Source organism: Variovorax sp. KK3, from assembly GCF_001984055.1.
Classification (GTDB): domain Bacteria; phylum Pseudomonadota; class Gammaproteobacteria; order Burkholderiales; family Burkholderiaceae_C; genus Variovorax.
The window spans coordinates 1-25,636 of record NZ_LYVO01000048.1; the positions used below are offsets into that span (position 1 = coordinate 1).

Genomic DNA, 25,636 nt, shown 5'->3' on the forward strand with positions numbered 1-25,636 from the left:
CAACATCCTGGCGCTGAATGCGGCGGTCGAAGCGGCGCGCGCCGGCGAACAGGGCCGTGGCTTCGCGGTGGTGGCGGCCGAAGTACGCAACCTGGCGCAACGCTCGGCAGCCGCTGCCAAGGAGATCAAGGGCCTGATCGACGACTCGGTCGGCAAGGTCGCCGCCGGCACGGCCCTGGTCGGCGAAGCCGGCAAGACCATGGAAGAGATCGTGGGCAGCGTGAAGCGGGTGACGGACATCATCGGCGAGATCACGGCCGCCAGCCGCGAGCAGACGCAAGGCATCGAGCAGATCAACCAGGCGATCACGCAGATGGACCAGGTGACCCAGCAGAACGCGGCGCTGGTCGAAGAGGCATCTGCGGCCGCCCAGTCGATGCAGGAGCAGGCCGGCGGCCTGGTGCAGACCGTCAGCGTGTTCCGCCTTTCCTGAAGGGCCCTTCAACTTCCGCCGCCGACGCCGATAGACAAGCAGGAGCAGGACCGGCGCCACGCCGCCCGGGCTTCATCGAACAACCAACCTCGAAACACAAGTTCTCATGTCGCTGTTCAATACCGGCCTCTCGGGCCTCGGCGTGGCGCGCAGCGCGCTCATGACCACGGCCCACAACACGGCCAACGTGTACACGGCCGGCTACAGCCGCCAGGTGTCGCTGATCTCCAGCAACGGCGCGATCGGACTGGCCAACGGCTTCGTCGGCACCGGTGCCCGCGTGACCACCGTGGCGCGCAGCTACGACGCCTACCTGACCTCGCAGCTCCAGGGCGCCGAAGCCACCGGCGCGGCGCTGTCGAGCTACGAATCGCAGATCAGCCGCATCGATTCGCTGCTGGCGGACAAGACCACCGGCCTGTCGCCGCTGATGCAGGGCTTTTTCTCGGCTGCGCAGGGCGTGGCCAACACGCCGGCCGACCCGGCGGCGCGCCAGCAGCTGATCAGCTCGGCGCAGGCGCTGGCGAACAAGTTCCGCGCCACCGACGTGTACCTGAGCGACCTGAACACCTCGGTCAACGACCAGCTCCGGGGCAGCGTGGGCGAGATCAACAACTACGCCAGCCAGATCGCCAAGCTCAACCAGCAGATCGGCCAGATGACCGGCATCGCCGGCGGCCAGCCGCCGAACGACCTGCTCGACCAGCGCGACCAACTGGTCGGCGAGCTGGGCAAGCTGGTGGACGTGAAGGTGCTCGAGCAGGACGGCGGCAAGTTCAACGTGTTCATCGGCAACGGCCAGTCGCTGGTGCTGGGCGACCAGGCGATGTCGCTCAAGGCCGGCCCGTCCGCCGCCGACCCGACGCGCACGGCGCTGTCGCTGGTGGGCATCAACGGCACGGTCACCGAGCTGGCCGACAGCGTGTTCACCGGCGGCTCGGTCGGTGGGCTGATGGCCTTCCGCAACGAGACGCTCACGACCACGCAGAACGCCATCGGCCGCCTGGCCATGTCGCTGACCAGCGCCTTCAACGACCAGCACAAGCTGGGCGTGGACCTCAAGGGCGCGTTGGGCGGCAACTTCTTCAACACCGCCGCGGCGGGCGTGTTCTCCAACGCGCACAACAACGGCGACATGGTGCTGGGCGCCAGCATCACCGACACCGCGCAGCTCGGCATCAGCGACTATTCGGTGGAAGTGAAGGACGTGGCGGGCACGCTGACCTACTCCGTCACGCGCCTCACCGACAAGCAGGTGGTGGGCAACTTCACCGCCATGCCGATCAGCTTCGACGGCGTGCAGCTCGCGCTGGCCAGCGGCACGGCGCAGGCCGGCGACCGCTTCCTGGTACAGCCCACCCGCACCGGTGCGCGCGACCTCGACGTGCTGGTGCTCGACCCGACCAAGGTGGCCGCGGCCTCGCCGCTGATCGCGGGCAACACGGCCGGCAACCAGGGCAGCGGCGCGCTGGGCGCGCCCACGGTCGGTGCGGGCTACCCGGCCTCGCCGCTGGCGGCGCCGGTCACGCTGACCTTCGACAGCGCGGCAGGCATGCTCTCGGGCTTTCCAGCGGGCTCTGCCGTGACCGTGACGCTGGCCGACGGCACGGCCACCACCTACGGCGCCGGCACGCCGGTGCCGTACACGGCGGGTGCGTCGATGAGCTTCGACGGCATCGCCGTCAAGATGACCGGCGCACCGGCCGACGGCGACACCTTCACCATCCAGAAGAACGCCGGCGGCGTGTCGGACGGCAGCAATGCGCTGCTGCTGGCCGCGCTGCAGAAGAAGAACGTCATGGACGGCGGCAGCACCACCTTCGGCGGCTCCTTCGCGCAGCTGGTGAGCTCGGTGGGCAACCGCACGATGGAAATCCGCACCGCCGAGAAGACGCAGACGGCGGTGACCGAACAGATCCGCGCGAGCCGCGATTCGATCTCGGGCGTCAACCAGGACGAAGAGACCGCCAACCTGCTGATGTTCCAGCAGATGTACCAGGCCAATGCCCGCGTGATCCAGACGGCGTCGACCATCTTCGACGCCATCCTGGGCATCCGCAATTAAGGCCAGCAAGAGGAGCCAACGACATGGACCGCATCAGCACCCAAGCCTTCTACGGCCAGAGCATGAAGGGCCTCGGATCGCAGCAGCAGCAGCTGTTTCGCCTGCAGCAGCAGCTGTCGGCCAACAGCAAGTTCCTGACGGCCGCCGACGATCCGGTGGCTGCCGCACGCGCGCTGCGCGTGAGCGATTCGCTGGCCCAGTCCGCCCAGTACGCCACCAGCCGCGACCGCGCCACGCTGGCCCTGTCGCAGGAAGAAGAGTCGCTCAAGTCGGCGACGAACATCCTGCAGAACATCAAGACCCTGGTGGTGCAGGCCGGCAGCGGCGCGTTGTCGGATGCCGACCGCGCCTCGCTGGCCACCGCCATCCAGGGCAACATGGACCAGCTCGTGAGCGTGGCCAACGCCGACGACGGCAACGGCCAGTTCCTGTTCGCCGGCTACAAGAGCGCGAACCCGCCATTCGTGAAAGCGGCCAACGGCGCCGTGGAGTACATGGGCGACCAGGGCCAGCGCCTGATCCAGATCGACGTGGCGCGCCAGATCTCGGTGGGCGACGACGGGCGCAGCGTGTTCCAGTCGGTACTGAGCAGCGCCGGGCACGTGGCGAGCGCGAGTGCCGCCAACACCGGCTCGGGCGTGTTCGGTTCGATCGGCGTCACGGATGCGGGTGCACCGCTCGCCGGCAAGGACTTCACCATCAGCTTCACCGGCGGCAACTACACCGTCGCCACCGCCGACACGCCGCCCGTCGTGGCCGCCACCGGCCCCTACGTGGCCGACACGCCCATCAGCTTCGGCGGCATGCAGATCAGCATGAGCGGCGCTCCCGCCGACGGCGACAACTTCTCGGTAAGCACGGCCAGGAACGCGGGCACCGACGTCTTCGCCGCCATCGGCGACTTGGTGAAAACGCTGCGCCAGCCCCTGGCCGGCGGCGGCGATGCCGCCAGCGCCCGGCTGCAGAACGCGCTGGCCACCGCCAACGTCAAGATCGGCAACGCGCACGACAACGTGCTGACGGTGCGCTCCTCGTTGGGCTCGCGCATGAACGAGATCGACGCACTCGACACGGCCGGCGCCTCGCGCGACCTGATCGACAAGGCCTACCTGTCGGACATCCAGGACCTCGACATGGCCGACGCCATCTCGCAGATATTGCAGAAGCAGACCGGGTTGCAGGCGTCGATGGGGACGTTCGCGAAGTTCAACCAGATCGCGTTGTTCAACTATCTGTGAGGCGGGCCGGCCCCGCCGGGGGCGCTCAGCCGCCTACTCCGCCCGCACGTTCGCCGTCCTCGCCAGCTTCCCCATCTTGTCGTACTCGGCCTTGATGAAGTCGCCGAACTGCGCGGCGCTCGATCCGCGCGGTTCGCCGCCGACGGCGGCGATGCGCTTCGCCATGTCGGGCTGCGCGATGACCTTGGCCACGTCCTGCTGCCACTTGCGCGCCAAGGCCTCGGGCATGTTCGCGGGACCGAAGAGGCCGTACCAGGTCGACATCTCGATGCCCGGAAAGCCGGCTTCCGCCGTGGTCGGCACCTCGGGCAGCGACGATGCGCGCTTGGGTGCGGCCACGGCCAGCGGCTTGAGCGTGCCGGCTTCGATGAAGGACAGCGTGGCCGAGATCGGGTCGATGCCCATCGTCACGTTCTGGCCGATCACGTCGGCGATGGCCGGCGCGCTGCCCTTGTAGGGCACGTGCACCACCTTGATGCCGGCCTGCAGGTTGAGCATTTCGCCGGCCAGGTGCTGGATGGAGCCGTTGCCCGACGAGTAGTAGTTGAGCTTGCCGGGCTGCGCCTTGGCGATGTCGACGAGTTCCTTCATCGTCTTGGCCGGCGATGACTTGTCGACCACCAGCACGCTCGGCACTTCCATCACCAGCGTGATCGGCGAGAAGTCACGCAGTGGGTCGTAGGGAAACTTGAGCACGTGCGGGCCCGTGGTGTGCGAGTTGGGCGTGGCCATCACCACCGTGTACCCGTCGGCCGGTGCCTTGGCCACCATGTCGGCCGCGATCGATCCGCTGGCGCCGGTGCGGTTCTCCACCACCACGGGCTGGCCCCACATCTCCTGCAGGCGCGTCGCGATCAGCCGTGAGAAGGCATCGACGCCGCCGCCCGCCTGAGAGCCGACGAGGATGCGCACGGGCTTGGACGGGAACTTGTCGTCCGCCTGTGCGGGCGTGACGACGCCGAGGCCGGCGAGGGCGGTCGCGGCCGTCAGCAGCGAGGCGAGCGCGAGGCGGCGCGTGGTCTGCGCGGGGCGGCCCGCGTCACAGGGAGAGGAGAAATGCGGTTCGCTGAATTTCGTCATCGTGTGTCTCCATCGTTCGTATGTCTTCGTGATCCATGCAGGTCTGCTCAGGCCTGCTCAGGCCCGCCCGAGCTGCCGCATGACTTCGCCAAGGCCGAGGCCCTGCTTCAGCAGCTTCATCGCCGACTGGTCGCGCGCTTCGATCTCGGCGGCCTCGTCGAGCACCGAGGCCTCCATGCCCTGCGGGATGACCACCACGCCGCTGGCGTCGCCGAGCACGAAGTCGCCTTCGTGGACCGTGATGCCGCCGCACTGCACCGGCACGCCGATGCCGGTGAGCCCCAGGATGCCGGCCTGCCCGGCGGGCACGGCGCCCGTGCAGAAGCAGGCGCAGCCCAGCTCGGCGATCTCGTCGGGGTCGCGCACCGGCCCATCGGCCACCACGCCACCGAGCCCACGCGCGACCGCGGCGGCGGCCATGAGACCGCCCCACAGCGCGGCCTGGTGTGCCGGGTCGCCGTTGAAGACGAGCACGCTGCCATCGGCCGCCTCTTCGATCAGCGCGATGAGCCGTGCGTTCGGCAGCACCGGTCCGCTCGCGGCAGCGATGGGCTCCCGGCGCGCCGTGACCGCCGGGCCCGCCACGCGCAGCGTGCCGATGCCGCGTATGCGCTGCGACATGAACTGACGCTGCCCGCGCTTCATCAGCGCGTCGCTGACCGAACTCGTGGTGACGCGCGCCAGCAGATCGGCCGCGATCATGTGGCTGCCTGGCCCGCGGCCAGTCGCGACTTGAGCACTTCGAGAATGCCGCCCTGCTCGACGATGTTGCGGATGAGCGGGCTGTAGGGCTGCATCGGCATCTCGGTGCCGCGGCTCAGGTTGCGCAGCACGGCGTTCTCCATGTCGATGTCGAGCTGCTCGCCTTCGTCGACGAAGGCCAGGATGCCCGGCACCTCGAAGGCATAGAAGCCGATCGCGACCGAATTGCGGAAGAACAGCCGCGCGATCGATTCGGCGATGACGGCGCGGAAGCCCAGGCTCACCAGCACCTTGTTGGCCGGCTCGCGGTGCGAGCCGAGGCCGAAGTTGCGCCCGGCCACCAGGATGTCGCCCTGGCCGACCAGCTTGTGAAAGTCCGGTCGCACGGCGCGGAAGGCGTTCTTCTTGACGTCAAGGTCTTCGGCCGCATCGCCCAGTCCGAACGAGATGGTGCCGGCCGGCGCGATGATGTCGGTGTCGATGTTGTCGCCGAACTTCCAGGCCTTGCCCTGGATTCGTTGTTGGGTCTCGAGCATTCAGATCTCCATCGGATTGCAAATGTGGCCGGCGAGGGCGGAGGCCGCCACGGTGGCCGGCCCGGCCAGGTAGATGTCGGCATCGCCGCTGCCCATGCGGCCGCGGTGGTTGCGCGTGGTGGAGGTCAGGCACACGTCGCCGGGCGCCAGCGCCCCTTGCATGCCCAGGCACAGGTGGCACCCGGGCGAGATGACCGTCACGCCTGCATCGAGCAGCGTGTCGACATAGCCGCGGCTCATCGCCTCGCGGTACACGCCCCACGAGTTGGGCTGCACCACGAAGCGCGTCTTCGGATGCACGCGCTTGCCCTTGACCACGCGGGCCACGGTCGCGATGTCGTCGACGTTGCCGTTGGCGCACGAGCCGACCATGGCCTGGTCGATGCGCGTGCCGGCGATCGACGACACCGGCACCACGTTTTCGAAAGTGTGCGGCTTCGCGACCTGGGGCTCGAGCGCGCCGAGGTCGATGTCGACGGTCTGCACGTAGTGCGCGTCGGGGTCGGCGGCGACGGGCCGCGCCCAGTCGAGCTGGTGCCGCATGCGCTTGCGCTTGTCGAGGAAGGCCTGCGTCTTATCGTCGAACTCGAACAGGCCGAACTTGCCGCCCAGCTCCACTGCATGGGCGGCCAGTGTGATGCGAGCGTCCATATCCAGTGCGCGGGCGCCGTCGCCGCGGTACTCGATCGACTTGTAGAGCGCGAAGGAGGTGCCGAACTGGCCAGCCAGCCACAGCGCCACGTCCTTGGCGGCCACGCCGGGGCGCAGCGTGCCGTGCAGGTTGACCGCGATGGTCTCGGGCACCTTGAACCACAGTTCGCCGTACACCAGCCCATAGGCCAGCTCGTGTTCGCCCATGCCCGAGCCGCAGCAGTTGAGCGCGCCCCACGTACACGAATGCGAATCCGAACCCAGCGCCAGCTCGCCGGGCAGCACGAAGTCCTCGACGGCGATGCGGTGCACCACCGCGGGCAGCGCGTCGTCGAAGTACTTCACGCGGTAGGCCTCGGCCACCTCGCGGATCTTGCGCTGGCGCAGGGCCTGCATCTCGTTGATGACCGGCTGGAAGTGGTCGAGCACCACGTGAAAGCGCTCGCGGTCCCAGATGTCGGGCAGGCCCTTGGGCAGGCCGGCCGCGACCGCGACCGCATGGATGCGATAGAACTCCTCGTGGGCGATCACGCGGTCGAGCTTGCAATCGACGTACTGCCCGGGCCGGACGCTCTGAAGGCCGGCGGCGCGCGCCATGACCTTCTCGGCAATCGTCATACTCATCGTGGATTCCTTTGGCTCGTTGGGTGAATGAAATGAAGTCGGATGAAGCCGGCGGGCTACTGCACGTCGACCCGATAGCGGCGCACCTTGTCCTCGTCGAGCGCGACGCCCATGCCGTGGCCTTCCGGCACATGCACGCGCCCGCCTTCGACGCGCACCGGCACCTGCACGATGTCGTCGGCCAGCATGTCGACCAGGCCCGTCTGGAAGTCGCCCGCCAGCAGCGGCTGGGGCCACGATGCGGCGAGCTGCGCGACGGCGGCGACATTGAGGCTGGTGGACGGGTGGTTGCCCGGAAAGATGTCGATGCCCAGCGCACCGGCCAGCGTCCACAGCTTGGCGATGGAATGGATGCCGCCGTTCTTGGCCGACTTGGTCTGGATCACGCGGGCGGCTCGGCGGCTTGCCACGTCGACCAGCGAATGTGTGTCGCTGATGGCCTCGTCGGCCGACAGCGGAATGCGCACCGCCGCGGCGAGTGCGGCCATGCCTTCCAGATCCCAGGCGGCGAGCGGCTGCTCGACGATGTCGAGATCGAGCGGCTCCAGCTGGCGCAGCAGCCGCAGGGCATCGCCGTAGCGCATGCTGCCGTTGGCATCGGCGCGCAGCACCACGCGGTCGTCGAAGTGCGCGCGCAGCGCCTGCAGGCCCAGCAGGTCCTTGCGCGCATCGATGCCGATCTTGATGCGCAGGTGGCGGTAGCCCTGTTCGACCGCGCGCTCCGCCGCGTCGATCATGGCCTTGGCATCGCCGGTGATGCCGAGCGCGATGCCCACGTCGATGTGGTCGCGGCAGCGCCCGCCGAGCATCTGCGCCACCGACAGGCCCAGCGTGCGCGCCTTCGCGTCGTAGAGCGCATCGCCCACGGCCGCCTGCAGGTAGAGGCCGCCCGACAGCTGCTCCGACAGCGCATGCATGACCGGCGCGATGTCGAGCACCGAGCGGCCCACCAGCGCCGGGGCCGCCATCGACTGCAGCTTGGCGTGCAGGCCGTGCAGCGTCTCGCTGCTGCCCTGGCGGCGCCAGGCCTGCGTTTCGCCGATGCCGACCACGCCGTCGTCGGTGGTGATGCGCACCAGGTAAACCTCGACCTCGTTGCGCGTGGCCTGGTGGGGCGCCGCCATGGTGAAGGATTTGGCAAAGGGGATCTTCAGAGGAATGCCCTCCACCGACCGGATTCGCGTGCTGTCCAAGCTGTGATCTCCTATGTCATACGTATAACATTTGCGGCGATGTTAACGCCTGACATTCGTGCTTGTCAACGTGGATGACGAGCAGTGCGCGAGATGACGTGCGCTAACATCCCCTGCCATGCCGAGCAACGATTCCCCGGCGTCGGGGCCCGTGACCATGGACCACGTCGCCCAGCGCGCAGGCGTGTCGCTGATGACCGTCTCGCGGGCGCTGCGCGCGCCCGCCACGGTGGCCGAAGCCACGCGCGAGCGCATCCAGGCTGCCATCTCCGAACTCAATTACGTGGGCAGCGCCTTCGCGGGGCAGCTCGCCACCGGGCGCACGCGACTCATCGCCGTGGTGCTGCCCGACCTGCGCAACACGGCCTTCGCGCTCGAGATGCAGGGGCTGACCGAAGGCCTCGGCTCCGAGTACCAACTGGTGGTGGCCGGCGCACCCGGCGCGGGCGACAGCGACGAGCAGGTGTTCCGTTCGCTGCTGGCCTACCGGCCCGCGGCACTCGTCATCCACGGTGCGGGCCGCAGCCCGGGCACGCGCGACTATCTGGCGCGCTGCGGCGTGCCGGTGGTCGAGCTGGGCTCGCTGGACAGCAAGCCCATCAACATCGCGGTGGGCTATGCCAACCGCGCGGCCGGCAAGGCGGCTGCGGAGCATTTGCTGGCCACGGGGCGGCGCGTGCTCGGCTTCGTCTCGCCGTCGAAGGAGCGCAATGCCCGCGCGCACGATCGCTGGCTCGGCTTTCGCGATGCGTTGAAGGCGGCCGGCGTCGCCTTCCGGCCCGAGCTGGAACTGGAAACCGTGCTCGGCTACGAGCGCGGTGCCGAGGCGCTGGTGCAACTGCTGCAGATCGAGCCGAAGCTGCAGGGCGTGTTCTTCACCGGCGACGGCTGGGCCATCGGCGCGCTGCTGCACTGCCAGCGGCAGGGCATCGCGGTGCCGCGCCAGCTGGGCATCATGGGCTTCGACGACCAGGAGCTGGCCGGGCTCATGGTGCCGTCGCTCTCCAGCATCCAGGTGCCGCGCTACGAGATGGGCAAGGAAGCCGGCACGCAGCTGCGACTGCAGCTGGCCGGCGAGACGCGCGTGCGCAAGCGCGTCGACCTGGGCTTCAAGCTGGTCGTTCGCGGAAGCACGGCGCCGGCTCGTTCCTAGCGCCTTGCGGCATCGCGGCGTCGTCGTTGCCGACCACCAGCGTCAGCCGGCTCGGCGCCAGCGCGCCGGCCGATTCGAGGATCGGGTAGGCGATCGAGCAGATGTGCGAGTTGATGCGCTTGAACTCGCTGATCAGGTCGATGTGCAATGAGCTCGTCTCGATGCTCTGCACCGTGTTGTCGGTCAGGCGTGTCAGGTGCGTGGTGGCGTAGGCGCGCTCCAGCTCGCGAAAGCGCACCTTCTCTTCCATGAGCTGCTGGGCTTCGCGCAGCGAGCCGTTGAGGAACACGCTCATGCAAAGCCGCAGGTTGGTCTTCAGCCGTGCGTGCAGCTCGCAGATCTCGGCCATGCCGGCCTCGGAGAAGCTGCGGCCCTTGCGAATTTTCTTGTCTTCGATGTCCAGCAGCACGCGCTCGATGATGTCGCCGATCTGCTCGAGGTTGATGGTGAAGCTGATGATGTCGGCCCAGCGCCGGCTCTCGGCCTCGTCGAGTTCGGCACGCGAGATCTTGGTCAGGTAGTACTTGATGGCCGAGTACAGCTCGTCGACGGTGTCGTCGAGTTGCCGCAGCTCGTGGGCGAGCTGCAGGTCGTTGCCGTGGATGACCTTCAGCATGCCCTGCAGCATGGTTTCGACCACGTCGGCCTGGTGCAAGGCCTCGCGCGCGGCGCACGAGATGGCCAGCGACGGCGTGGCCAGCGCCGAGGGGTCGAGGTGATGCGGCCGGCCGGCCAGCAGCTTGCGGTCGGACCGCGGCACCAGCCGCACCGCCGCGCGTGCCACCGCGAGCGTGAGGCCGATGAAGACCAGCGCCACCGCGACGTTGAAGCCCAGGTGGAACATCACGATGGCGGTGGCCGGGTCGCGGAACGCCGCCTTCAGTTCCGGAGCGACGAGCCCTGCGAACGGGGCCGCCAGCATCACGCCCAGGCACTTGAAGAGCAGGTTGCCCACGGGCACCTGGCGCGTCTCGGGCGTGGCGCGCGCGGTCGTCACCACGGCCAGCGCGCCGCTGCCCAGGTTGGCGCCGAGCACCAGGCCCATGCCGACTTCGACCGGGATCACGCCAGTCGCGGCCATCGAGGCGGTGAGCAGCACGATGGCGAGGCTCGAATAGGCCGCCATCGCGAGCGCGGCGCCGAGTGTGATCTCGAGCATCAGGTCGCTCGACAGCGAGGCCAGCAGGGCGCGCACGGCCGGCGCCTGGGTGAGGATGGCCGCGCTCTCGCCGACCATGCGCAAGGCCAGCAGCATCAGCCCCAGCCCGATCAGGATGCGCCCCACGCGGCCGGCCGCGCTGGCCTGGCGCGAGGTGTAGAGCACCACGCCGCAGAAGATCAGCAGCGGCGACAGCCACGACAGGTCGAACGAGAGCAGCACCACCATCAGGCTGGTGCCGACGTCGGCGCCGAGCATCACGGCCAGGGCCAGCGGCAGCGCGACCAGGCCCTGGCCGACGAAGGCCGAGACGATCAGCGCGGTGGCCGTGCTCGACTGCACCAGCGCCGTGATGCCCAGGCCCGCCAGCGCAGCGCTGAAGCGGTTGCCGATGCTGCGCGCCAGCACCTTGCGCAGGTCGGCACCAAAGGCGCGCAGGATGCCGGTGCGAACCAGCTGCGTGCCCCACACGAGCAGCGCGATGGCGGCGAGAAGGTTCAGGAGGGCGCGCATCTTCCGGAGGCTCGTGTGGTCAGTCGTGTTCGGTGGTGGTCAGTCGTGATCAGTCGACCTTGGCATTGGCCGTGCGAACCACCTGGCCCCAGGCCTTGAGCTCGTCCTTCATGAAGCGCGAGAACTCCTCGGCCCCGCCGGTGCCCGGCTCGGCACCGTCGCTTTCGAGCGCGGACTTCACGTTGGCGCTGGCGATCGCGGTGCGCGTGGCCTCGCCGAGCTTGTCGACCACGTCCTTCGGCGTGCCGGCCGGTGCCAGAAGCCCGGCCCACGACGTCACTGTAAAGCCCTTGAGGCCGGCCTCCACCATGGTCGGCAGCTCGGGTGCGGCGGTGGAGCGCTGCGTCGAGGTCACGCCCAGCGCCTTGAGCTTGCCGCCGCGGGCATGGCCGATGGCGCTCGGGATGGTCTCGAAGGCGAACTGCGCCTCGTTGGACATCAGCGCCAGCAGCGCCGGCCCGCCGCCGCGGTAAGGCACGTGCCGCACGTCGACCGCACTCGTGGCCTTGAAGATCTCGCCGGCCAGGTGCGCGGGCGATCCGTTGCCGGCCGATGCGAAGAAGGTGGTGCCCGGGTTGGCCTTGGCGTAGGTCACGAGGTCCTGCACCGAGTTGAGCTGCAGCTGCGGCGGTACCACCAGCAGCAGCGGGTACTTCGCGACCAGGCCCACGGGCTCGAAGCTGCGGATCGGGTCGAACTTGAGCTTCGCGTACAGGTGCGGGTTGATGGCCTGGCTGCTCAGCGTGGCCATGAAGATCGTGTAGCCGTCCGGCGCGGCCGTGGCCACGGCTTCGGCCGCGATGTTGCCGGCGGCGCCGGGGCGGTTGTCGACCACCACCGAGGTGCCCATCAGCTCGCCCATGCGCGTGGCGAGCACGCGCGCCAGCTTGTCGGTGGAGCCGCCGGCCGCGAAGCCGACCACCATGCGGATCGGCTTGGAAGGGTAGGCCTGCGTCTGGGCCTGTGCGTGGGCTTGGGCGCCGGCTGCGAAGAGCAGGGCGCCAAGGCAAAAGGCTGTCAGGACTCGCTGGGTCATTCAAATGTCTCCTGGCTGGTCGTTGTGCGGATCGTTGCGCGCGCTCGTTCGGCGCGCCGGACGAAAGAAGTAGCTCGGGTCGATCAGGCCGCGTGATTCAGCGCGAGCGAGATCACGTCGAAGTTGCGCAGGCGCTTGGCGGGCACGTCGGCCAGGCGGGTATTGAAGAGCAGCGGCACGCGCTGCTCCGACAAGCCGCCATGCGAGCGCAGCGGCACGGTCAGGCCCGACAGGTCGTGCTGCGAGGCCGAGGTGCCGATCACCGTCAGCCGCTCCGACAGCACCACGAGGTCGCCGATGCGGTCTGGCGGCAGCTCGAAGGTGGCGGCCGCCTCGGCGCGGCTCAGCACCTTCTGGATGCCGGGCAGCGCGCGCACCCGCTCGGCGACTCGCGGCGTATCCGACGCGTCGTGCACGTAGATGGTCGCGTAGGAGCCGAGCGCGCCGTGGTGCACCACGTAGGGGTCGGTGATCGGCAGCAGCACGCGCGCCGTGCGCCCGCCGAGGGTCTCGTCGAGCTCGTCCTGCAGGAAGACGATGTTGGGCCGCCCGAGCGAATCGGTCTTCGCGTTCATGCCGTGGTCGGCCGTCACGCCGATGAGCGCGCCGGCCGCGTCGAGCTGCAGCAGGTACTTGTCCATCATCGCGTAGAAGGCGTTGGCGCCCTCGGTGCCCGGTGCGAACTTGTGCTGGATGTAGTCGGTGGTCGACAGGTACATCAAGTCGGGCCGCTCGCGCTCCATCAGCATCACGCCGGCGGCGAAGACGAACTCCGAGAGGTCGGCGCTGTACACCGAAGGCAGCGGCATGCCGACCTTGTCGAGCAGGCCGTCGATGCCGTTGGCTTCCTTGCTGGCCTGGTCCGCCTTCTCTGCCGAGAAGCAGATGCCCTGCAGGCCGTGGCCGAGCAGGCTGCGCAGCTTGTCCTTGGCCGTGACCACGGCCACCTTCCTGCCGGCCTCGGCCATGGCGGCCAGCACGCTCGGCGCGCGCAGGTAGCGCGCGTCGTTCATCAGCACTTCGGCGCCCTGCTCGGGGTCGAAGAAGTAGTTGCCGCAGATGCCGTGCACGCTGGGTGGTGCACCGGTCACGATCGACAGGTTGTTCGGGTTGGTGAAGGAGGGCATCACGCAGTCGCCTGCGAGCACCGTCCCTTTGTCGGCGAGGCTGGCGAAGAAGGGTGCCACGCCGGCCTGCACGGCCTGGTTGATGTATTCCTGCTCGCAACCGTCGATGCAGACGATCACCACCGGGCGCGTGGGCATCCGGTACGAACGGGCGTTGATGGTCAGTGTGTGGGGTGGGGGTGTCGTGTGTGCCATGTGCCCAGCTTAGGTCGCCGGGTGCACAAGGCCTATCGATAAAAAGTCAGAGACCTGTGAGCTGCGCTCACCGATGCCCGGCGCGCTTGGTGGCTTTTTGGGCAGCTGGCTTGGCAGCCGTGCGCCGCGGCGCGGCCGGCGGCGGCCAGTGCGCGTCGGCGGCCCGCTCGATCAGCCACTGCTGGAACTCGCGCAGGTGCCTGGGTTTGTCGGCATCGAGCGGCACCAGCGCGTAGTAGGTGGAGCCCTTCACCTCGACCTGACCGAAGGGCCGGCGGATGCGCCCCGATGCTTCGTCCGACGACAGCGTGGGAAAGGTGCCGATGCCGTAGCCCATGCCGTCGACCACCGCCTGCAGCGTGACGAAGAAGTGGTCGAAGCGCAGGTTCTGCATCGGCCGCAGCTCGGCGCAGCCCGCGGCGTCGAGCCACGCTTCCCAGTCGCCTGGGCGCGATTCGGTGGACAGCAGCGCGGCCGAGGCCAGGTCTGCAGGCTTCTTGCAGGGCTGCTGCGCGAGCAGTGCCGGGCTCGCGATCACCGTCATGAACTCGGTAAACAGCGGCGTGACCTCGAGCTGCGACTGGTCGCCCGGCGACCGGCGGATCGCCACGTCGAAGCTGCCCTTGAGCATCGGCTCGTTGCTGAAGGCTGTCGACACCCGCACCTCGGTCTGCGGGTGCCGCGCCTGGAAGTCGGCCAGCTGCGGAATGAGCCAGCGCATCGCGAAGGTGGCCGGTGCATTGACGCGGACGACCTTGTGCGTGGCCAGCTTGCCGTAGCGGCGCGACGCGTCGCCGATGTGGTCGAAGGCCGCGCTGATCTCGCGCGCGAAGGCCTTGGCATGGGCCGTGGCGACCATGCGTTGGCCGTCCTTGCGAAACAGCGGCTGACCCAGCGCTTCTTCGAGCAGCTGGATCTGGCGGCTGACCGCGCCGTGCGTCAGGTGCAGTTCCTTGGCCGCCTCGGTGAAGCTGGCCGCCCGAGCGGTGACTTCGAAGATGCGCAGTGCGTTGAGGGGAGGAAGCTGGTGGTGGGGCATTGGCGTCGCGCAGCTTACTTCGGCTGCGCGCGCTCCACCAGTTCCGTCACACGATCCGCCAGCGCGTCCAGCGTGAAGGGCTTCGTCAGCACCTGCATGCCAGGCTCGAGATGCCCGTGCCCGATGACGGCATTCTCCGCGTAGCCCGTGATGAAGAGCACCTTGAGGTCTGCCTTCAGCGCGCGGCCGGCATCCGCCAGTTGGCGACCATTGATCCCTCCCGGCAAGCCGACGTCCGAGATCAGCAAGTCGATGGGCGTCTTCGACTGGAGGATTTTCAAGCCGGCTTGTCCGTCCTCGGCTTCGAGCGACATGAAGCCCATGTCGGCAAGGACTTCCGTCACGACGAGCCTGACGTTGGCCTCGTCGTCGACAACGAGAACGGTGCCCCGATGCCCCTGCTGCGTCGATGCCGATGACACTGGCGCAGCCCTCGGATCGACGGCGTCGCCATGGTGCCGCGGCAGGTATAGGCACATCGTGGTGCCCATGCCGACTTCGGAATAGGGCCGCACCTGCCCGCCGGACTGCGTGGCGAACCCGTAGACCATCGACAGTCCCAGGCCCGTTCCCATGCCAATGGGCTTGGTCGTGAAGAACGGTTCGAAGATGCGCCTGACGGTCTCGGCGTCCATGCCGGTGCCGGTGTCGGTCACGCAGATGGACACGTACTGCCCCGGCGGAAGCTGACGCTCGATCGCCGCGCGTTCGTCCATCCATTTGTTGGCCGTTTCGATGGTGAGCTTGCCGCCATCGGGCATGGCGTCGCGCGCGTTGATGCACAGGTTGAGCAACGCATTCTCGAGCTGGTTCGGGTCGACGTTGATGTTCCAGAGGCCCACCGCGCCCACCACCTCCAACGAAATCTCAGGGCCGATGGTGCGCCGAACCAGTTCTTCCATGTTGCGCACCAGCTTGTTGGCGTCCGTCGGGCGCGGCTCCAGCGTCTGCCTGCGAGAGAACGCCAGCATGCGGTGGGTCAAGGCCGCCGCCCGCTTCGTGGAGGCCTGCGCCACGCTGATGTAGCGGTCGAACTCCGTGAACCGGCCCTGCTGCAGGCGGCGAGACATCAGTTCGAGGCTACCCGAGATGCTGGCGAGCAGGTTGTTGAAGTCGTGCGCCAGGCCGCCCGTGAGCTGGCCCACGGCTTCCATCTTCTGCGACTGGCGCAGCTGCTCTTGCGCCGCGGCCAGGACCGCGTCAGCCTCTTTCTCGGCCGTCACGTCGCGGCCGCTTGCATAGATGCGGTCGCCGCTCGGCGCGGAGACCCAGGCGAACCAGCACCAGGTGCCGTCCTTGCGGCGATAGCGGTTCTCGAACGAAGGAAGTTCTGCGTCGGCGGCAATCTCGAGGGCGCCTGCAGAGGGCTGATAGTCGTCGGGGTGGACGAAGTCGGTGAACTTCTTGCCGACGAGGTCGGCTGGCGACCAGCCGAGCTGCGTACTCCATGCGTCGTTGACCGCATGAATGATGCCGCGGGCATCGACGACCACCTGCAGGTCGAGCGAGAGCTTCCACGCGCGGTCGCGCTCCCGCGTTCGTTCTTCGACCTGCTGCTCCAGCGACGCCGCAAGCTCCTCGAGTGCCAGCTCGGCCTGCCGGCGCTTGGTGATATCGCGCGAGATCGACAGCAGTTTGAACGGGTGGCCGTGCTCGTCAGGAATCGACGTGACCTGCACGTCCCAGTGACGCGGGTTTCCCGCAGCCGTGTCCGCCGGGCCTTGGAAGTGCCCGATGCCGCCCGCGCGTGCGGCCTCGACGGCTTTCAGCACGTCTTCTTTTGCTCCGCCGCTCCACATGTCCGGCCAATGACATCCACGCAACTCGTTGAAATCGCTGACTTCCATGATCCGCTGGCCACCCTCGCTCATGAATTCCAGCTTGGCATCCAGGTCGAGCACCTTGATGCAGTCGTTGGACGAGGCCAGCACGCCGCGCATGAACTCCGCGTCTGCCGCGTGCTTGACGGCCGCATTGCGCTCGGCCGTGCGGTCACGAAGAATCTTGAGGTAGCCGAGGTGCTCTCCGTTCTGGTCCCTCAAGGGCATCATCTCGCCGCTCGCCCAGAAGCGGGAGCCATCCTTGCGCAGATGCCAGCGTTCATCGTTGGCACGGTTCTTCGCCAGGGCCGTGGCCATTTCGCGTTCGATCTGGCCGGAGGCTCGATCTTCGGGCGTGAAGAAGCGTTCGGCGCTGTGTCCGTGCATCTCGGCCGCGCTCCACCCGAAGATGTGCTCCGCGCCCGAATTCCAGTCCGTGATCAGCCCCTGCCGGGTTGTCGCGACGATAGCGAAATCGACTGCGCTCTCGAAAATGGCGCGATAGCGAGCCGTGGACTCGAGGGCGGACGCGTCGTCTTTCGCTGCAGTCATGGGGGTCTTGTTCGCTCGGAACGCTTTTGTCCGATCTTCTTCCGGTGGCGGGAAGCCATGAGCTTGGCAGGTGGTGCCCGCTCTGCTGTGGGACGTTTGCGATCGATGCAGTGCGACACCGCGCATCGGTCCGAGGTGGCGGCGTCAATGACCCGCCGGCTATTCCGGCTGTGCATCCAGCGCCGCGGTGCGGTTGCGGCCCCGCTCGCTGTGCAGCATGTAGAGCCCCGAGCCGACCAGCAGCGCGATGCCGAGCCAGGCCCACCCCGTGGGCACCTCGCCCCAGATCCCGTAGCCCAGCACCATGGCGAAGAGCACCGCCGTGTAGCGGAACGGGGCGGTCAGCGACACCTCCCCGGCGCGCATGCACTGCACCAGCAGGAAGTAGCCCGAGGCCAGAAAGCCCGCGGCCACGCCGAGCAATGCGAACTCGCGCAGGCCGAAGGGCTGCCACCCGGTGGCCAGCGTGATGCAGCCCGACAGCACGGTGACGGCCAGGGCCGTGGCCAGCGTGATGATGATCGACGGGATGGACGGGTCGATGCTGCGCGTCATCAGGTCGCGCATGGCATGGAACAGCGTGCCCAGCAGGCACAGCAGGGCCCAGGCGTTGAAGCCGTCGCTGCTCGGCTGCACCACGCACAGCACGCCGACGAAGCCCAGCATCACGGCCGACCAGCGCGCGGCGCCGGCGCGCTCGCCCATGAAGAGCACGGCGAACAACGTCATGAAGAGCGGCGCGGCGAGGTTGATGGCGGTGGCGTTGCCGATGGGCAGCTGGAACAGCGACAGCAGGTACAGCATGGTCGCGCAGGCATCGATCGCGCCGCGCAGCGCCACCCGCGGGTTGAGCACGGAGCGCAGCTCGCGCAGCGCGCCCTGGCCCTGCGCCACCCCCAGCACCAGCGCCGATGCCATGAGCCCGCGCACGAAGATCAGCTGCGCCGACGGCATGGATTCGCTCACGAGCTTGACCAGCGCATCGTTGGTCACGAAGCAGCCCATGGCCGCCATCATCGTGACGATGGCGCGCGTGTTGGCGTGGGAGGAGGGCCTTGCGGACCAGGACGGTGAACTCATGGCGAACGAAGAGACATGTCTCGTGAGGCGACGCGGGCGCGTGGGCCCGATCCTGCCACAGGCAATCGACTCCGGCCCGCGAGGCCGATGGTCTAAGTGGAAGTGCTGTTCGCGCCCCCACGCATCGGCAACTGCGATTCGATCGCCATCTTGTCGACCACCGACCAGACCCGCGCGATCTTCCCGTCCTCGAATTCGTAGAACACGTTCTCCGAAAACGAAACACGCCTGCCGTCGACCGCAAGGCCCATGAAGTCGCCCACCGGCGAGCAGTCGAAGTCGAGCCGGCTGGCCACCATGGGCGGATCGACGGCCAGCAGTCGCACGTTGAAGCGCAGGTCGGGTATGTCGCGGAAGTCCTTCTCCAGCATCTCGCGGTAGCCGGCAAGCCCGAACGGCCGGCCGTTGTGCATCGCGTCGTCGGCGACGTAGCGACCCAGTTCCGCCCAGTCCTGGCGATTCAGGCATTCGATGTAGGCGTGGTAGACGCGGAGCATTTCGGCTTTCGTCATCGTGTGCGCTCCGTTCAGTTGCCCAGCAGATGCAGCACCACCTGCCGACGATGCGGCCGCACGCGATGCTCCCACACGTAGATGCCTTGCCACGTGCCCAAGGCCAGGCGCCCGTCGGTCACCGGAATCGACAACTGCACGGCCGTGAGCGCGGCCCGCACGTGCGCCGGCATGTCGTCGGGCCCTTCGTCGCGGTGGCGGAACAGCGGGTCGCCGTCCGGCACCAGGCGCGCGAAGAAGCGGTCGAGATCCGCTTGCACGTCGGGGTCGGCGTTCTCCTGGATCAGCAGGCTGGCCGAGGTGTGGCGGATGAAGAGGGTGAGCAGGGCAGTCTGCACACGCTGGGCGTGGACCCACTCGGTCACGTAGCGCGTGATCTCGACCAAGCCGCGGCCCGGGGTCGGGATGTCGAGGGTGGTGCTGAACTGGCTGGGCATGGGCGGAAGGGTACGCCTTCGGCCGCCCGCGCCGCGCCGCTATCGCTCGCCGCGTGCGCGGCGTTTCACCTATCGCTGCGCTGCGGAACTACGCGGCACGAACACCGTGCGCGGGTAGTCCTGCTGCGGCGGCATCTTTCGCGCAGCAACGGAGGCCGGAGCCACCCGAGGAATGAACACAGTGCTCGGGTAATCGTCCTTGGGCACTGACTTCGTCGCAGCGGCCGCGCGAGGAATGAAGACCGTGCTCGGGTAGTCGTCCTGGGTCGTTGGTTTTGCCACAGCGGTCGTCCTGGGAACGATCACGGTGCTGGGGTAGTCGTCTTGCGGCGCTGATTTCACTGCCTGGGCCATCCGAGGAACGATGACCGTGCTCGGATAGTCCTCCTGCGGCATCGCTTTCGCCGTCGCGGCGGACGGCGTGAAGTTCTCGAAAACGGCAGCGTCGAAGGCGGTGGGCCTTTCGATCTTGACCGGTGCGTGGCGCTGCGACGCATTTGCGCGAAGGCGGGCCAGTTCGCTTCTTGCCTGTTCGGGTGATCGCGTTGCCGAAGCCTGCTTTCGAGCGGTTCGATCGACGGCTTGCCCGGGTGCCGGCCCGGCGACGCCGAGCGTGGCATGAATGGGGCCGTTGATCCACGCGATCAGGCGTTTCATCAGTCGCTGGAAGGAGGTGCGGGGTGTCATGCCCCGGATTCTGATGTCGATGCAGCGAATACTTTCGGGCTATTTTTTGCGGCGAGCGTGAAACCGTGAAGTCCGGCACGACTCCGCGGCCGTCATGGGGATGAGGCCGGCGCTTGCGGCGTTGGAGGAATGGCCCCTAGCCGACTCGCACGCGTTCGAACAGCTGAAACACGGTGACCCCAAGCGCATTGGCGATGACCTCCATCGCGTTCAGCGAAGGATTGGCGTGCCCGTTCTCGATACGGCTCAAATACGTTTGATAGAACCCGCACTTCTCGCCGAAGTCCACTTGGCTGAGCCCTCTTTCCACGCGCATGTCGCGGACCACTTTGCCAAACCGCTGAGCCAATGTTTCCATCGGGCGACTCTCGGTTCTATGCTTTAATTCGCATACACACTAATTCGTATATTTGAACCCTTGGATCGTGATGTGCATGGGAGGAGCAGCGGGTGGCATCTTCAGCGAAGCAGTTCAGCAGGAAGAACGTTGACTGGCTGAGATCCATGGCGTTGCTCCGGCGGGTCGCCGCACAGGAGTTGCCCGCGGTCCTCATCTTTGACGCAGACATCGAAGCTGCATGCGCGTTGGTGCATAGCGGTCGCGTCGAGGCGACGATGCAAGTTGTGTTTCTGCCGGACGAATGGCCTCAGCCGGGTGTGGTCGTGCGCAGGATCACGGAACTCGGCTGGATCACTCTCAAGGCATTCGGTCGGTGTTGACCGATGGCCACTGGGCAGCCACTGTGAAGGTAGTACGCCGGACGCGGGATAGACAAGCGGCGATTCACAGATCGACAATCGCGCACCATGAACAAGCGGCACTTTCTCGGTACGGCCGCCATCGCAAGCCTTGCCCCGTATGTTGGCGCCCAAGCGGCGGACCCGGTCCGCAAGGGCCCGGGCCTGATGACCATCAGCGGTGCCATCGGCAAGACCAACCGCGGCCCGCTCGATCCGGCGCTCGATCAGCTTCTCGTGAAGCACGGCGTGAAGTTCGACAAAGCCTTCGTGGTGGACGCGGAAGCGCTGCGCGGCCTGCCGGCCGTGCGGATCAAGCCGACGCTGGAGTACGACGCCAAGCCGCATGTGCTGTCGGGGCCGCTGCTCACCGGCGTTCTGGAACTGGCCGGCGTGCCGACTTCCGGCGACGTGCTGCTGGCCATGCGCGCGGTCGACGGCTACGTGGTGCCGGTCAAGATCGCCGACGCGCGCAACTACAAGATGATCGTGGCCACCGAGATCGACGGCGCCCCGCTCGCGCTCGGCGGCCTGGGGCCGCAGTGGGCGGTGTACGAGGCCGACACGCTTACGGCGTTCAAGGACAAGCCGTTGAAGGAGCGGTTCGCGCTGTGCCCGTGGGGGCTGTATAGCATCGAGGTAACGCCTGGATGAGGCGTCCCTGCAATTGCCGTCACCAGGGCCAATTCATTAGTCGACTAGCAAGCTCTTATATCGCTCGTTTTCGGCTGCATCAAATAACACGTTGTTCAGCGCATCTAAAAGATCGAGCAGACGTTGAGATCGCTCCAGAAACTGTTCTTTCGAAACCGGCGTTCCTTCGCCATGCGCCACTCTGTTTCGGTCTGCCACAATCTGTTCGTTTATAAAGACCCGAGTTGCGCCCCAAGTTGCGTCATCCAGTCCAATTTTTATATCTACTCCAACTGAAGACAATAGGCGTTCCACCACGTCTGATCCCGGATTGCCTTCCGTCCTTGCAGTCCATCCAGGTATATCACAAATTTCTTCGTTGCCACGGCGAATGCGCTCGGCAAGCCTTACGTGTGTGTCTGCGCTTCCCGGGTAATTAGATTCGGAGGCCTTTTTCACGTCACTGAAATACGCTAGAGCTACAAATGCTGGGTTAAGCTCCTTGATTTTGAGCTTTTTCGCAAATACATGCTCAATATACAGTTCCACTGATCTACGCAGAAATCCCTCCCAATGGGCGCAAATCAGCACAAGACCTGCCCTGCACAGGTAGATGGAATCCGTCACTCCGCTGACAGCTACTCGAAAATCGCTTATTTCCTTTTTTCTCCATGATAAGTCTCGCGTGAGTTTGGCTTGAAAACCTTCTAATGAAGCGATGGCCATCGAGCTGACTCTATCTGGCTGGTCTTTTTACTGCCGGTCGCCGTACATTCTTGACTTCTTCAAGAACAACTTCTGATGCAACTGGCGAAACGCGCACCATGCGTTCTCGCGCCCTTAGCCCAGAAAAGCTTCCCTTGTAAGCTCCAGTTTTCCACAGTGCTTCTACGACTCGCTTCAAGTTGAATTTTGATTTCACTTTTTTAATTTCGGGCCATTCTCTGCCGACGGCCAGCCCAAGACCTTCATAGGCAGCTAACGAGAACCCACCTCTGAACGAACCAATTTTTTCATTCCACGCGCGAAATGAGTTAATGTTTAAATGCTCATTGAAAAATTGAAAAACTGCTTTGAATCGTGTTTCTTCTGCGTCGAAGTCGTAATCGTCCTGAAGAGCAATCAATTCCATCTGCTCTCTCAGAAACTCATGCACGTCGCCGATCGATTTGGGCTCCACATCGCGAAGCACAATGAAGCGCAAAGCTAAGTCCATGTCGTACTTTTCCTGCAATTGGGTTTCACTGAGTAGCGTGCATGCGCGGAAGTCGGGATCGGCTGCGAGGCTTCTCAACCATCTGAACATTTTTGAGTTCAAGCTCACAAGTACGCAATTCCGCAATTCCTGCGGCGAAAGCGGTTCACCATAAGTGTTGAGGCGTTCAAATAGATCGAACTTTCCAGTGGATGTGCCTTTGTGTTCTCTGGCCAGCACCTTAATATCCAAACGCGTACGTTTAAACTCGAGACGCAAAGCGCTATCCATTTTTGCAAATGTAACTTCGGCAAGGCTGGGCAGATACTTGGTCGCCTCAAGTGTCAGCGGCGGCTTTCTTTTAACTGAATCATCTTCTTCGGATGCTGGACCATTCAAGTCGCCCATGAACTCGAAAATCGTCGAAAGCCTTTGAACTCCGTCGATGACTTCCCACACCCCTTTATCGTTGGTTGCAACGTAAATTGAGGGCAGTGGAATGCCGAGTAACAAGGATTCGATTAATCGCGATTTTTGATCGATTTCCCAACGAAAGACCCTTTGAAACTCCGGATGGATGTCAAGCTCACCTTCTTTGTAGAGGTTCAGCAATTCGCCGATGGACATCGAAAGGTTGTCGGACGATATTTCGCGTCGTTTGGTGTCGACGTCGGTCTTGAGTTTCATGGAAAGCCTTTGGTTCAATCGATTGCGCGTGAAGCATAACTCGTAACTTATCGTATCGCTGCGTTCTTGCCCCACGCTACGTCACGCAACGGACGTTCGTTCCTCGGTGCTCAATGCGCACGACACCCCGATCTGCTGCTGGGCACGGTGAAGTCGGTCCGCGTTGGGCAGGTGGTTCATGAATGGAGGCGCCCGTTTGCCAGCCAATTGCTTCATCTTCGCGACGGCGAAGCGCAGGCGTTGGTGGGCGTGCTGCGCACGAGTTGAAAACCGCTGCAAGAGCAGACGACCGGTCGGTGGTCCGTTATCGCATCGCGTGCATCGAGCTTGCCTCGCACGCCTCGCGCCAGAACGACTCCACCGCATCCCCCAAGGTGATCCTGTCCCGGTACAGACGAATCTCCAGCGGAATGCGCCACTTCGGCAGTGCCGACTCGACCAGCCGTCCCGACGCGAGGTCGTCTTCGATCAAGGTTCGCGGAAGCCACGCGAGCCCGCGACCGTCGAGCACCATGGTGCGGAGCACCGAGGCCAGGTGCGCGGTGAAGACCACGTCGACGGGCAGCTGTTCGAGCTTCGGGCCGGCCACGGCGCGAAGGATGCGGCCCAAGCCGGATTCGTCGCTGTAGTTCAGCAACGGCACCTGGCTCGCGCGCAGTTCGGGCAGCGCGTGGCGTGCCTTGCCCTTCGCATCGGCCGCCGACACGGGAATCAACTCGTCGTCTCCTACCTGCGTCGATGCATAGCCGGCGGCCTCGAGCGCGCCTTTGGCCTTTGGATGCGAATGGCTCAGCACCATGTGGACCTTGCTTTGCTGCAGCAGCGACTCGCAGCGCTCCAGCACGTCGGAATCGAGCTGAATGCGCCCCAGGATCGCCCGCGTCTCGAGCCCGCGCAGCCAGGCGGGAAGAAAGGTGAAAGACAGCGCATGGGTCGACGCCAGCCGCAGCGTGCGGGCATTGGCTTCGGCCACCGTGCGGGCCTCGCCCGGCAGCCGCGCGACGTGCGCCAGCAAGTCCTGCGCGGCCCCGCGAAGCCATTCGCCGGCGGGGGTGAGCTTGGCGGGCTGCACGCTGCGGTCGAAGAGGTCGGCGCCGAGCCATTCTTCGAGCGAGCGGATGCGGCGGCTGAAGGCGGGCTGCGTCAGGTGCCGCTCGTCGGCCGCACGCGAGAAGTTGCCCGTTTCGGCCAGCACCAGAAAGTCGTCGAGCCAGAGCAGATTCATCGTCATCGTCATGGCCGGTTCTTTCAAAGCATGGAAGTCTAGAAAAACAGCATTGGTCAGCAAGGCGCGAACGCGGGAGCATAGCCCCCGTCGAAACACAACCTACCGAGCCGCACCATGAAGATCGTCGAGATTCGCGAGAAGACCATTCCCATCAGTTCTCCCATCCGCAATGCCTACATCGACTTCAGCAAGATGACGCTGAGCCTGGTCGCGGTGATCACCGACGTGATCCGCGATGGCAAGCCCGTGGTGGGCTACGGCTTCAACTCCAACGGCCGCTACGGCCAGGGCAAGCTGATGCGCGAGCGCTTCATTCCGCGCATTCTCGAAGCCGACCCGAAGTCGCTGGTCGACGACAGCGGCGACAACCTCGATCCGCACAAGATCTGGAACACCATGTTCACCAACGAGAAGCCCGGCGGGCACGGCGAGCGCTCGGTGGCCATCGGCACGATTGACATGGCGGTGTGGGACGCGGTCGCCAAGATCGAGGGCAAGCCCCTGTTCCAGCTGCTGGCCGACCGCTACGGGGACGGCAAGCCGAACCGCAAGATCTTCGTGTACGCCGCCGGCGGCTACTACTACCCGGGCCAGGACCACAAGAAGCTGCAGGACGAAATGCGCAGCTACATCGACCGCGGCTACACGGTGGTGAAGAAGAAGATTGGCGGCGCATCGCTCGACGAAGACCTGCGCCGCATCGACTCGATCATGGAAGTGCTGCAAGACGGCCAGAAGCTGTGCGTCGACGCCAACGGCCGCTTCGACCTCGAAACCGCGATCGCCTACGCCAAGGCACTGTCGCAGTACGACCTGTTCTGGTACGAGGAGCCGGGCGACCCGCTCGACTTCGAGCTGCAGGCCGCCCTGCGCAACTTCTACAAGAACCCGATGGCCACCGGCGAAGACCTGTTCTCGATGCAGGACGCGCGCAACCTGATCCGCTACGGCGGCATGCGCCCCGACCGCGACTGGCTGCAGTTCGACTGCGCGCTGAGCTACGGCCTGGTGGAGTACCTGCGCACGCTCGACATGCTCGAGGAACACGGCTGGTCGGCCAGCCGCTGCATCCCGCACGGCGGCCACCAGATGTCCCTGAACATCGCCGCCGGGCTGGGCCTGGGCGGCAACGAGTCGTACCCCGACCTGTTCCAGCCCTTCGGCGGCTTCCCCGATGGCGTGAAGGTCGACAACAGCTACGTGACGCTGCCGGACCTGCCGGGCATCGGCTTCGAGGGCAAGGCCGATCTGTACCGCGAGATGCAGGCGCTGTCGGCCTGAGGCGGCGGCAACTGTGGCTGGCGAAGGGCCGGGCTTGTGCCG

At 66.1% G+C, this 25,636-nt stretch carries 24 protein-coding genes; 6 read left to right on the plus strand and 18 right to left on the minus strand.

Annotation, left to right across the window (positions count from 1 at the left end):
- From B0W80_RS21315 to flgL, 3 genes are all read left to right on the plus strand, one after another.
- Positions 1–433, plus strand: a 433-nt coding sequence (locus B0W80_RS21315; protein WP_256856640.1) for a methyl-accepting chemotaxis protein, incomplete at its 5' end; no start/stop codon positions are given.
- Positions 434–539: 106 nt separating this feature from the next.
- Positions 540–2,498 carry a flagellar hook-associated protein FlgK gene (gene flgK / locus B0W80_RS21320; RefSeq protein WP_077001168.1) on the plus strand — a complete coding sequence of 653 codons (1,959 nt, stop codon included), beginning with the start codon at positions 540–542 and terminating at the stop codon, positions 2,496–2,498.
- 23 nt (positions 2,499–2,521) lie between these two features.
- Entirely contained in the window at positions 2,522–3,736 is a 1,215-nt protein-coding gene (gene flgL, locus B0W80_RS21325; protein WP_077001169.1) for a flagellar hook-associated protein FlgL, read from the plus strand.
- A gap of 33 nt (positions 3,737–3,769) precedes the next feature.
- Here flgL and B0W80_RS21330 read toward each other — a convergent pair whose 3' ends face one another.
- Genes B0W80_RS21330 through B0W80_RS21350 form a run of 5 tightly spaced genes read right to left on the minus strand, consistent with a single transcriptional unit; the run spans position 3,770 to position 8,522 of the window.
- Positions 3,770–4,816 carry a tripartite tricarboxylate transporter substrate binding protein gene (locus B0W80_RS21330; protein ID WP_077001170.1) on the minus strand — a complete coding sequence of 349 codons (1,047 nt, stop codon included), beginning with the start codon at positions 4,814–4,816 and terminating at the stop codon, positions 3,770–3,772.
- A 57-nt stretch (positions 4,817–4,873) separates the two neighbouring features.
- A complete protein-coding gene (locus B0W80_RS21335) occupies positions 4,874–5,518 on the minus strand; it encodes an RraA family protein (RefSeq protein ID WP_077001171.1) in 645 nt (214 codons plus the stop codon).
- Positions 5,515–6,054, minus strand: coding sequence for a hypothetical protein (locus B0W80_RS21340; protein WP_077001172.1), 540 nt, complete (start codon positions 6,052–6,054; stop codon positions 5,515–5,517). The genes B0W80_RS21335 and B0W80_RS21340 overlap by 4 nt, the downstream gene beginning before the upstream one ends.
- The gene (locus B0W80_RS21345) at positions 6,055–7,329 is read right to left on the minus strand and encodes an aconitase/3-isopropylmalate dehydratase large subunit family protein (RefSeq protein WP_077001173.1); all 1,275 of its coding nucleotides are present in this window, start codon (positions 7,327–7,329) and stop codon (positions 6,055–6,057) included. It lies immediately after the preceding gene.
- 56 nt (positions 7,330–7,385) lie between these two features.
- On the minus strand, positions 7,386–8,522 hold the full coding sequence (locus B0W80_RS21350; RefSeq protein ID WP_077001174.1) for a mandelate racemase/muconate lactonizing enzyme family protein: 1,137 nt from the start codon (positions 8,520–8,522) through the stop codon (positions 7,386–7,388).
- A gap of 118 nt (positions 8,523–8,640) precedes the next feature.
- On the opposite strand from B0W80_RS21350, the gene B0W80_RS21355 reads away from it, so the two are divergent.
- Complete coding sequence (locus B0W80_RS21355) at positions 8,641–9,675, plus strand: LacI family DNA-binding transcriptional regulator (protein WP_077001175.1); 1,035 nt, start codon at positions 8,641–8,643, stop codon at positions 9,673–9,675.
- Here the strand turns inward: B0W80_RS21355 and B0W80_RS21360 are convergent.
- The 10 genes from B0W80_RS21360 to B0W80_RS21405 all read right to left on the minus strand — a co-directional run bounded on the left by B0W80_RS21360 (position 9,632) and on the right by B0W80_RS21405 (position 20,190).
- Positions 9,632–11,347, minus strand: coding sequence for a Na/Pi cotransporter family protein (locus B0W80_RS21360; RefSeq protein ID WP_083745536.1), 1,716 nt, complete (start codon positions 11,345–11,347; stop codon positions 9,632–9,634). The two genes, B0W80_RS21355 and B0W80_RS21360, sit on opposite strands and share 44 nt — an antisense overlap.
- A 49-nt stretch (positions 11,348–11,396) precedes the next feature.
- Complete coding sequence (locus B0W80_RS21365; RefSeq protein ID WP_077001176.1) at positions 11,397–12,383, minus strand: tripartite tricarboxylate transporter substrate binding protein; 987 nt, start codon at positions 12,381–12,383, stop codon at positions 11,397–11,399.
- 83 nt (positions 12,384–12,466) lie between these two features.
- Complete coding sequence (gene phnA, locus B0W80_RS21370; protein WP_077001177.1) at positions 12,467–13,705, minus strand: phosphonoacetate hydrolase; 1,239 nt, start codon at positions 13,703–13,705, stop codon at positions 12,467–12,469.
- Between the two features lie 67 nt (positions 13,706–13,772).
- Complete coding sequence (locus tag B0W80_RS21375) at positions 13,773–14,744, minus strand: LysR substrate-binding domain-containing protein (RefSeq protein WP_077001178.1); 972 nt, start codon at positions 14,742–14,744, stop codon at positions 13,773–13,775.
- A 14-nt stretch (positions 14,745–14,758) separates the two neighbouring features.
- Positions 14,759–17,116 carry a PAS domain-containing sensor histidine kinase gene (locus B0W80_RS21380; protein ID WP_077001179.1) on the minus strand — a complete coding sequence of 786 codons (2,358 nt, stop codon included), beginning with the start codon at positions 17,114–17,116 and terminating at the stop codon, positions 14,759–14,761.
- 159 nt (positions 17,117–17,275) lie between these two features.
- Positions 17,276–18,196, minus strand: a complete 921-nt coding sequence (locus tag B0W80_RS21385; protein WP_077001180.1) for a DMT family transporter — start codon at positions 18,194–18,196, stop codon at positions 17,276–17,278.
- Positions 18,197–18,288: 92 nt separating this feature from the next.
- Positions 18,289–18,708 (minus strand): ester cyclase, encoded by a 420-nt coding sequence (locus B0W80_RS21390; RefSeq protein WP_077001181.1) that lies wholly within the window; start codon positions 18,706–18,708, stop codon positions 18,289–18,291.
- 14 nt (positions 18,709–18,722) lie between these two features.
- Positions 18,723–19,145: a secondary thiamine-phosphate synthase enzyme YjbQ gene (locus B0W80_RS21395; RefSeq protein WP_077001182.1), complete on the minus strand. Its 423-nt coding sequence runs from the start codon at positions 19,143–19,145 to the stop codon at positions 18,723–18,725.
- 69 nt (positions 19,146–19,214) lie between these two features.
- Entirely contained in the window at positions 19,215–19,832 is a 618-nt protein-coding gene (locus B0W80_RS21400; RefSeq protein WP_077001183.1) for a hypothetical protein, read from the minus strand.
- 136 nt (positions 19,833–19,968) lie between these two features.
- Complete coding sequence (locus B0W80_RS21405; protein ID WP_077001184.1) at positions 19,969–20,190, minus strand: helix-turn-helix domain-containing protein; 222 nt, start codon at positions 20,188–20,190, stop codon at positions 19,969–19,971.
- 449 nt (positions 20,191–20,639) lie between these two features.
- On the opposite strand from B0W80_RS21405, the gene B0W80_RS21415 reads away from it, so the two are divergent.
- Positions 20,640–21,224, plus strand: coding sequence for a molybdopterin-dependent oxidoreductase (locus B0W80_RS21415; RefSeq protein ID WP_077001186.1), 585 nt, complete (start codon positions 20,640–20,642; stop codon positions 21,222–21,224).
- A gap of 36 nt (positions 21,225–21,260) precedes the next feature.
- Here the strand turns inward: B0W80_RS21415 and B0W80_RS35080 are convergent, their stop codons facing one another.
- The 3 genes from B0W80_RS35080 to B0W80_RS21425 form a co-directional block, all read right to left on the minus strand.
- On the minus strand, positions 21,261–21,929 hold the full coding sequence (locus tag B0W80_RS35080; protein ID WP_143684719.1) for an MAE_28990/MAE_18760 family HEPN-like nuclease: 669 nt from the start codon (positions 21,927–21,929) through the stop codon (positions 21,261–21,263).
- 10 nt (positions 21,930–21,939) lie between these two features.
- Positions 21,940–23,085 (minus strand): DUF262 domain-containing protein, encoded by a 1,146-nt coding sequence (locus B0W80_RS21420; protein ID WP_077001187.1) that lies wholly within the window; start codon positions 23,083–23,085, stop codon positions 21,940–21,942.
- A 304-nt stretch (positions 23,086–23,389) separates the two neighbouring features.
- On the minus strand, positions 23,390–24,373 hold the full coding sequence (locus B0W80_RS21425) for a LysR substrate-binding domain-containing protein (protein WP_306171867.1): 984 nt from the start codon (positions 24,371–24,373) through the stop codon (positions 23,390–23,392).
- Positions 24,374–24,427: 54 nt separating this feature from the next.
- Between B0W80_RS21425 and B0W80_RS21430 the strand changes: the two genes are divergently transcribed.
- On the plus strand, positions 24,428–25,594 hold the full coding sequence (locus B0W80_RS21430) for a mandelate racemase/muconate lactonizing enzyme family protein (protein WP_077001188.1): 1,167 nt from the start codon (positions 24,428–24,430) through the stop codon (positions 25,592–25,594).
- Positions 25,595–25,636: the final 42 nt, after the last annotated feature.

Excerpts from the sequence above, each read along its gene's own strand:
- B0W80_RS21415 (WP_077001186.1), top strand. The coding sequence starts at position 20,640 with ATGAACAAGCGGCACTTTCTCGGTACGGCCGCCATCGCAAGCCTTGCC.
- B0W80_RS21365 (WP_077001176.1), bottom strand. The coding sequence starts at position 12,383 with ATGACCCAGCGAGTCCTGACAGCCTTTTGCCTTGGCGCCCTGCTCTTC.
- B0W80_RS21400 (WP_077001183.1), bottom strand. The coding sequence starts at position 19,832 with ATGACACCCCGCACCTCCTTCCAGCGACTGATGAAACGCCTGATCGCG.
- B0W80_RS35080 (WP_143684719.1), bottom strand. The coding sequence starts at position 21,929 with ATGGCCATCGCTTCATTAGAAGGTTTTCAAGCCAAACTCACGCGAGAC.
- B0W80_RS21330 (WP_077001170.1), bottom strand. The coding sequence starts at position 4,816 with ATGACGAAATTCAGCGAACCGCATTTCTCCTCTCCCTGTGACGCGGGC.
- flgK (WP_077001168.1), top strand. The coding sequence starts at position 540 with ATGTCGCTGTTCAATACCGGCCTCTCGGGCCTCGGCGTGGCGCGCAGC.
- B0W80_RS21375 (WP_077001178.1), bottom strand. The coding sequence starts at position 14,744 with ATGCCCCACCACCAGCTTCCTCCCCTCAACGCACTGCGCATCTTCGAA.
- B0W80_RS21345 (WP_077001173.1), bottom strand. The coding sequence starts at position 7,329 with ATGAGTATGACGATTGCCGAGAAGGTCATGGCGCGCGCCGCCGGCCTT.
- B0W80_RS21430 (WP_077001188.1), top strand. The coding sequence starts at position 24,428 with ATGAAGATCGTCGAGATTCGCGAGAAGACCATTCCCATCAGTTCTCCC.
- B0W80_RS21380 (WP_077001179.1), bottom strand. The coding sequence starts at position 17,116 with ATGACTGCAGCGAAAGACGACGCGTCCGCCCTCGAGTCCACGGCTCGC.
- B0W80_RS21360 (WP_083745536.1), bottom strand. The coding sequence starts at position 11,347 with ATGCGCGCCCTCCTGAACCTTCTCGCCGCCATCGCGCTGCTCGTGTGG.
- B0W80_RS21420 (WP_077001187.1), bottom strand. The coding sequence starts at position 23,085 with ATGAAACTCAAGACCGACGTCGACACCAAACGACGCGAAATATCGTCC.
- flgL (WP_077001169.1), top strand. The coding sequence starts at position 2,522 with ATGGACCGCATCAGCACCCAAGCCTTCTACGGCCAGAGCATGAAGGGC.
- B0W80_RS21385 (WP_077001180.1), bottom strand. The coding sequence starts at position 18,196 with ATGAGTTCACCGTCCTGGTCCGCAAGGCCCTCCTCCCACGCCAACACG.
- B0W80_RS21335 (WP_077001171.1), bottom strand. The coding sequence starts at position 5,518 with ATGATCGCGGCCGATCTGCTGGCGCGCGTCACCACGAGTTCGGTCAGC.
- B0W80_RS21355 (WP_077001175.1), top strand. The coding sequence starts at position 8,641 with ATGCCGAGCAACGATTCCCCGGCGTCGGGGCCCGTGACCATGGACCAC.
- B0W80_RS21395 (WP_077001182.1), bottom strand. The coding sequence starts at position 19,145 with ATGCCCAGCCAGTTCAGCACCACCCTCGACATCCCGACCCCGGGCCGC.
- B0W80_RS21390 (WP_077001181.1), bottom strand. The coding sequence starts at position 18,708 with ATGACGAAAGCCGAAATGCTCCGCGTCTACCACGCCTACATCGAATGC.
- B0W80_RS21405 (WP_077001184.1), bottom strand. The coding sequence starts at position 20,190 with ATGGAAACATTGGCTCAGCGGTTTGGCAAAGTGGTCCGCGACATGCGC.
- phnA (WP_077001177.1), bottom strand. The coding sequence starts at position 13,705 with ATGGCACACACGACACCCCCACCCCACACACTGACCATCAACGCCCGT.
- B0W80_RS21340 (WP_077001172.1), bottom strand. The coding sequence starts at position 6,054 with ATGCTCGAGACCCAACAACGAATCCAGGGCAAGGCCTGGAAGTTCGGC.